This is a genomic window from Hyphomonas jannaschiana VP2, assembly GCF_000685215.1.
GTDB lineage: Bacteria > Pseudomonadota > Alphaproteobacteria > Caulobacterales > Hyphomonadaceae > Hyphomonas > Hyphomonas jannaschiana.
In genome coordinates this window covers 65,974-72,126 of the sequence record NZ_ARYJ01000014.1, presented here as the reverse complement: position 1 = coordinate 72,126, position 6,153 = coordinate 65,974, and the positions used below count along the sequence as shown (strand labels likewise).

The 6,153-nt window shown below is 58.1% G+C and carries 6 protein-coding genes; 2 read left to right on the top strand and 4 right to left on the bottom strand.

All coding sequences use genetic code 11. The features are described 5' to 3' along the window. The first annotated feature begins 131 nt into the window (after positions 1-131). Both HJA_RS15965 and HJA_RS15960 read left to right on the top strand, forming a co-directional pair. Entirely contained in the window at positions 132-1,124 is a 993-nt protein-coding gene (locus HJA_RS15965) for an AAA family ATPase (protein ID WP_035584076.1), read from the top strand. 21 nt (positions 1,125-1,145) lie between these two features. Further along, positions 1,146-2,486 (top strand): vWA domain-containing protein, encoded by a 1,341-nt coding sequence (locus HJA_RS15960; RefSeq protein ID WP_035584073.1) that lies wholly within the window; start codon positions 1,146-1,148, stop codon positions 2,484-2,486. An 81-nt stretch (positions 2,487-2,567) separates the two neighbouring features. Here the strand turns inward: HJA_RS15960 and HJA_RS15955 are convergent, their stop codons facing one another. From HJA_RS15955 to HJA_RS15940, 4 genes are all read right to left on the bottom strand, one after another. After that, positions 2,568-3,968, bottom strand: a complete 1,401-nt coding sequence (locus HJA_RS15955) for a tetratricopeptide repeat protein (protein WP_035584070.1) — start codon at positions 3,966-3,968, stop codon at positions 2,568-2,570. A 206-nt stretch (positions 3,969-4,174) separates the two neighbouring features. Continuing rightward, complete coding sequence (locus HJA_RS15950; protein WP_051597792.1) at positions 4,175-4,864, bottom strand: TonB family protein; 690 nt, start codon at positions 4,862-4,864, stop codon at positions 4,175-4,177. A 227-nt stretch (positions 4,865-5,091) separates the two neighbouring features. Next, complete coding sequence (locus tag HJA_RS15945) at positions 5,092-5,715, bottom strand: energy transducer TonB (RefSeq protein ID WP_035584067.1); 624 nt, start codon at positions 5,713-5,715, stop codon at positions 5,092-5,094. A 9-nt stretch (positions 5,716-5,724) separates the two neighbouring features. Further along, positions 5,725-6,141 (bottom strand): ExbD/TolR family protein, encoded by a 417-nt coding sequence (locus tag HJA_RS15940; RefSeq protein WP_051597791.1) that lies wholly within the window; start codon positions 6,139-6,141, stop codon positions 5,725-5,727. Between the last annotated feature and the right edge of the window lie 12 nt (positions 6,142-6,153).

Below are 6,153 nucleotides of genomic sequence, written 5' to 3'. Positions count from 1 at the left end.
ACACGAGCTGAACCTCGCCAAAATCAGGACTTTTGCCGGAGCGTGAGCCGCGTTTCCGGGCGGACGCGCTGGCGCCGCTGCCCCTGCGATATGGCTTGCCAGCTTCGCCCCCCGGCCCTACCCCTGAAATCATGTCAAAAGACCTTACCACCGGCTACGAGCCGATGACTTCCGTTGACGCGATTACTGCGGGCCTCGAAGGCGTGGGCTATATCTCGACAAAGCAGATTTCGACCGCCGTTTTCCTGGCCCACGGCCTGCGCAAGCCAATTCTGATCGAGGGCCCGGCCGGTGTCGGCAAGACGGACCTTGCCGCTTCGCTCTCACGTTGGCTCGACCTGCCGCTCCTGCGCCTGCAATGCTATGAAGGTCTCGACGAAGGCAAGGCGCTCTATGAGTGGAAATATGGCAAGCAGCTTCTCTATACGCAGATCCTGAAAGAGAAGCTGAACGAAGTGATCGGCGATGCCGGCTCGCTGGAAAGCTCGCTTGGCAAACTCTCTTCCTTCGAAGACCTGTTCTTCTCCGAACAATTCCTGGAAAGCCGCCCCCTGCTGACGGCGATGAAACAGGAAGTCGGCTCCATCCTCCTGATCGACGAAATCGACAAATCGGATGAGGAATTCGAAGCCTTCCTGCTGGAAGTTCTCTCCGATTATCAGGTCACCGTGCCGGAGATCGGGACGATCTCGGCGAACGTGCCGCCACTGGTTATTCTGACCTCGAACAATGTGCGGGAACTGGGTGACGCCTTGAAGCGCCGCTGCCTGCACCTGCATATCGGCTTCCCCGACCATGCCCGCGAACGCCGCATCGTCCGCGCCCGCGTTGAAGGCTTGGAAGAAGCGCTGCTGGACCAGATGATTTCCTTCGTTCAGTCCGTTCGCGAAGTCGATATCAAGAAGCGTCCTTCGATTGCCGAAACCGTGGACTGGGCGAAGACATTGCTGCTCCTGCATTCCACGGCGCTGGACGAAACCTTCGTGCGCGACACGCTGAATGTGCTGCTCAAGCATGAAAGCGACATTGCGGTGATCGGACCGGAAGTGCCGAAAATGCTGCGCGAAGCCGCCGCCCAGAAACCCGGCAGCCGCACGGCGTCCGGCTACCCGGATCTCGGATGACGACGGGAGGCTGACGGGGCAATGGAACGCCCGCTGACCAACTTCATCCGTGCCCTGCGCTCATCAGATGTGCGGGTCTCCACCGGCGAGGCGCTCGACGCCGCCCATACGCTGAAGCTCATCGGCTATGCAGACCGCAGCATGCTGAAGGATTCCCTGGCCTGCGTACTGGCCAAATCGCCGGAAGAAAAAATCACGTTCGATGAATTGTTCGAACTCTATTTCTCAAGGCAGGAGACTGCCCGCCGAAGTGAACAGGAAGAGACAGAGTCCTCCGACTCTTCCGCCACACAGCAAGATGCGTCCGACCTGGTCGACCTGATGGAGTCCGGCGACGAAAGCGCCATCTCTCTCGCCCTTGAAAAGGCCGCTGAGGCCGCAGGCGTGGATGACATCCGCTTCTCGACACAGGTAGCCTACTACGCCCAGCAAATGGTGAAACAGATGGGCGGCGAAGCTCTGCAGGCCCGCCTTCTGGAAGCCCTGCAACAAGGCGGACAGGACGGCGACGCCGAAGCCCAGCGACTGATTGATGTCCGCCGCGATGTCACGATGAAGGCACGGGAGCGCGCCGAAAAAGCCTTCCAGGTTTTCGGGGCCGGAGAGACGCAACAATTCCGCGACGATTATGCGGCAGAGAAAAAACTCTCCGCCATCGACCGTAGCGATATGGAGCGGATGAAGCGCCTGATCGCCAAGATCGCGAAACGCCTCGCCGTCAAACACTCCCGCCGCAAACGCCGCCGCAATCGCGGCCAGCTGGATGTGCGCCGGACAATGCGCGCCAATGCCGGCTTCGACGGCGTGCCCTTCAATGTCGTCTGGCGCCAGAAGCGGAAGGACAAGCCGAAGATTGTCGTCATCTGCGACGTCTCCGGCTCGGTCGCCCAATATGTGCGTTTCCTGCTGCTACTGCTCTGGTCGATGAAGGACGTTGTGCCGGACCTTCACGCGTTCGCCTTTTCCTTCCGGCTCGGCTCGGTGGATGAGGTTCTGGAACAGAATGATTTCGAAACTGCGATGGCCAAGATCCTGCGCGAATACGGAATGGGATCCACCAGCTATGGCCAGGCCTGGTCGGACCTGAAGATCCATCACGAACAGATCATCGATCGCCGCAGCACGCTCCTCATCCTGGGGGATGCCCGGTCGAACTATGGCGATCCGCGGATGGATCTGTTCCGGGAATTCTCTGCCCGGGCCAAGCGCGTGATCTGGCTAAATCCGGAAGCCCCGGGTCTGTGGGGTACGGGCGATAGCGTCATCCCGCGCTACGCGCCTTTCTGCGCTCAGGTCACGCATGTCTCGACCCTGAAAGATCTCGAACGCGCGGTCGACGAGATCCTCAGCGCCTACAACTGAACACCTGAAATAAAAGAAGCCCGGAAATAAAAAAGCCCCGGCGAGCTGCCGGGGCTTTCAAGAAGTCTGGTCAGTAATAGATCAGGTCTGCTGGCCTTTGCAGGACGGCGCTTCATTGAAGGCCTTCTCAGCGGCATCAAGACGCTCGTTCACGGTCTTGCAGTTTTCCGTCATCTGATCTTCGCCAAGCACCGACAGACGCTTACAGATCTTGGCTTCGTTGGTGACGTTCAGCAGGGCCGACTGATACTGGAAGCAATCGAGCGCTGCGGCCGTCGCCTCTTCCGAAGCCATGAAGCCGAGCCAGCTGCTGCCCGCGCGGTTGTTGGCTTTGCGGAAAGCTTCGCGGGCGCCGGCACGGTCGTCACGCTCATAGCGGGACTGGCCGATCTGGACCCATGCGGTTCCCGGATCTTTCACGCCACCCATGCTGAGGGCTTTCTGAAGGGCGTTTTCAGCATTTTCCCACTGCTGGAGGTCGGCATAGGACCGGCCGAGGCGCTCATACATGGCACCGCCGCCACCGGCTTCAGCAGCCGCCTGGATCACCGGAATGGCTTTCTCGTGCTCGCGGGCCACCTGGTAGAGGTTTGCCAGAAGCTCAAGGTGGTCAAGGCTGCGGGAAACACGCCCGGCATTCATTTCCTTCTCAAGGATCTTGGCGCCCTGATAAGGCACGTTGAACCGGTTGTAGAAGTTCACGATCCGCATGATCTCGTCTTCGGTCTTCAGCATACCGGCGAGATACATTGCTTTCTGGACTTCGAACGCACGGCGCTCTTCGTTGCTGGCGAAATAGTTGCCGGCAATCGCATCCCAGTACTTACGTTCCGTCGGATTGTGGGCGACCACTTCCTCAAGGATGCTGGCCAGTTTCGCTTTGTCGTCAGCCTGGTTGTAGAGGAAGATCAGCAGATCATAGAGCTGCTGGTCATATTTGGAGCCGTCATCGGCCTTGACCTCTTCAGCCCATTTGATGGCTTCCTTGAAGTTGTCGACCCGCTGGTACAGGACCGCCAGCTGCCACTTCTGGGTCCGGTCTGGCTTGCCGCCAGCCTGCTGCCACTTGGTCATATATTCGAGGGACTTGTTGATGTCCTCTTCCTGCAGGTAGATCTGGGCGATGTTGTAGTAGGTCTGCGCCCGGTCCTTGTCTGCGATATAGCCTTTGTTGAGGGCCGACAGGAGATCGTTCACAGCAGCCTTACGATCACCTTTCTGGATGTTGATATAGGCCGATAGCTTAAGGACAGCGCCCTCTTCGTAGCAGTTCAGCCCCATCGCTTTCAGCTGGTTCATCTTGTTCGCAGCTGTCGTGTAATCGTTATTCGTCATCGCCGCCTGTTCGGCTTCCAGATAAATCTGGCCGGTCTTCGACGAAAACTCTGTTTCTTCGCAAGCCTGAGCAAGTGCCGAACCGGCGCCAACCGACACCATGAAGCCGGCAATGACGGCGCCTTTGAGAACAGATCTGATACCCATAATTCCTCTCCTGACCGCTGGTGTAGCGGAGTTGTGCCCAATCAACCGGAATTGCCCGGCAGGATCAAGGACTTCAGCGCGGCTTCTGAGGCTTTTTATCTGCGCCAAATGACCCGTTTCCAGCTTGGTCGTGACTTGCCCCTGGTATGGTTCGGTCGCAACCCTCTCGTCAATGCTGATACACATGCGAACGCGTTGATTCCACATCACTGCAGCCTGAATTCCATTGGATAGACATAATTGTGCGACTCCACAGGCAGCCCCTGCCTGATTTCTGGCAGGAACTCGGCTTTACTGACCGCCCTGACTGCCTCTTTTTCGAATCCCGCATGCGAACATGTGGCGGTGACATCGTAGGGCAAACCACGTGTACTCAGGCTGAAATAGACGTCACAGCTCCCTTCCATTCCACGCCGGGCCATATCTCCTGGATATGAAGCGACAGGCGGCCTGATCGCCTGGGCAACACGTTCGCCGATGGCCTGTGGTGCGGGCGGCGCAAAGCGGACGGCTTCCCTCGGAAGCCCCCAATCTCCGCGATCGATCACCGGCACCGGCAAACCACCAACCTTCGAAGCAATTTTGGAGACCGGCGGCATGGGCGGAAGCTCCATATCCACGACAGGTGCAGGCACCCGGTCGATGCGTCTTGTTTCAACAGGTTCGCTTTGCGGTGTGATTGCGGTCAACGGCCGATGCGCTACGGGCGTCAACTCGACTTCCTCGACCTGGATCAGCTGGGTCATGGTAAGGAACAGGCCGAGCGTCACTGCTGCTGCCGGCACGATAGAGGTCAGGAAACGCTTGTCCTGCCCAAGATTTCTGCGCGCGCTTGCCACTCCAAGCGGCGCGACAAGCGCGCCTCCGCCAAAGCTTTTTCCCTGAACACGGATCATCGTTTTCCTCCAAGTTATTTTATGTGATTACATTACATAAACATCATCATGACGCAAGGGAAACTTGAGCCCTGCCCTCAAACTCTTCCTATCGATGATTGCAATGCACAATGTGCGGCGCTGAAGCTTTACGCACCGCTTCAGGCGAACCAGACACCGCTTGCGAGACGAAAAAGGGCGCTCCGAAGAGCGCCCTTTTCCAGGATAATTACAATAAAGTCAGCGGCTTACTGAAGCTTGAACTCCAGCGGGTAAACCACGTTCCGGCGTTCGGCCGCTTTACCGCGGACAATCTTCGGTGCGAATTCAACCCGGCCAACGGCCCGCTCTGCTTCGCGTGTGAAGACGCTGTCCGTGCAGGTTGCCTGGATGTTGTAAGGCTTGCCGCGGGTATCCACGTCAAAACGAACTTCGCAGGATCCCTCGATACCCCGCTCCGCAGCGCGCTGCGGATAGGTCGGCACCGGCGGACGGATCGGCTGAGCGTCCCGGTCGGAAATTGCCACCGGGTCGATTGCCAGCGACTGCATGCGGCCAAGATTCAGCTCGGTCGGCGCAGCGCCCTCAATCTGCGGCGTTGGCAGATTGATGTTGGACTTCGTTGCGGAAACCTTCGGCGGCGGCGGCGGCTTCTTGGCCGAGTCGATCCGCTTGGGTTTCGAACGTTGACGCGTGCGAACTTCGGAATCCTGCTGCTGAGGCGTGATGGCAGTCAGGACCCGCTGCTCACCCTTTTCCAGGTTCACTTCCTTCACTGAGATGAGCTGGCTCATGACGATGAAAAGAAGATAAACGATCGGAATGGCGATAGCGACACCAACCAGAAGTCTCGTCAGGGGATTAGTGAACATGGCGTTCTCCTACTCAATCTTGGCCGAGATATTGATGGCGGTGGCACCATCGAGGCGGTTGATGGTCTCCATCACATCGACGAGCGTTTCGGCAGTCGAGTTCACATCGGCCTGGACGACGATTTCACCGCGCGGGTTGTCTTCACGCATCTGTTTGATGGTGAAGCCAACTTCCTCCGGAGAGATCAGCTTCTTGTCGATGTAGATTTCGCTTTCCGAATTGATCGCGATCAGGATGGCGAGCGGCTTGGCATCTGCCTTGTTGTCCACGTCCGGACGGATGATTGCCACACCCGGTTCCTTGATGAACTGCGCTGTAACGATGAAGAAGATCAGAAGGATGAAAACCACGTCGAGCATCGGCGTGAGGTTCACATCATCCTCTGCACCCCCAGCTGCCATGGACTGGCGTTTTCTGCGTGCCATTGGGTGCTCCTC

Bases quoted from the DNA above. Each gene is read 5' to 3' on its own strand.
- HJA_RS15965 (WP_035584076.1), top strand. From the start codon at position 132: ATGTCAAAAGACCTTACCACCGGCTACGAGCCGATGACTTCCGTTGAC.
- HJA_RS15960 (WP_035584073.1), top strand. From the start codon at position 1,146: ATGGAACGCCCGCTGACCAACTTCATCCGTGCCCTGCGCTCATCAGAT.
- HJA_RS15955 (WP_035584070.1), bottom strand. From the start codon at position 3,968: ATGGGTATCAGATCTGTTCTCAAAGGCGCCGTCATTGCCGGCTTCATG.
- HJA_RS15950 (WP_051597792.1), bottom strand. From the start codon at position 4,864: ATGATCCGTGTTCAGGGAAAAAGCTTTGGCGGAGGCGCGCTTGTCGCG.
- HJA_RS15945 (WP_035584067.1), bottom strand. From the start codon at position 5,715: ATGTTCACTAATCCCCTGACGAGACTTCTGGTTGGTGTCGCTATCGCC.
- HJA_RS15940 (WP_051597791.1), bottom strand. From the start codon at position 6,141: ATGGCACGCAGAAAACGCCAGTCCATGGCAGCTGGGGGTGCAGAGGAT.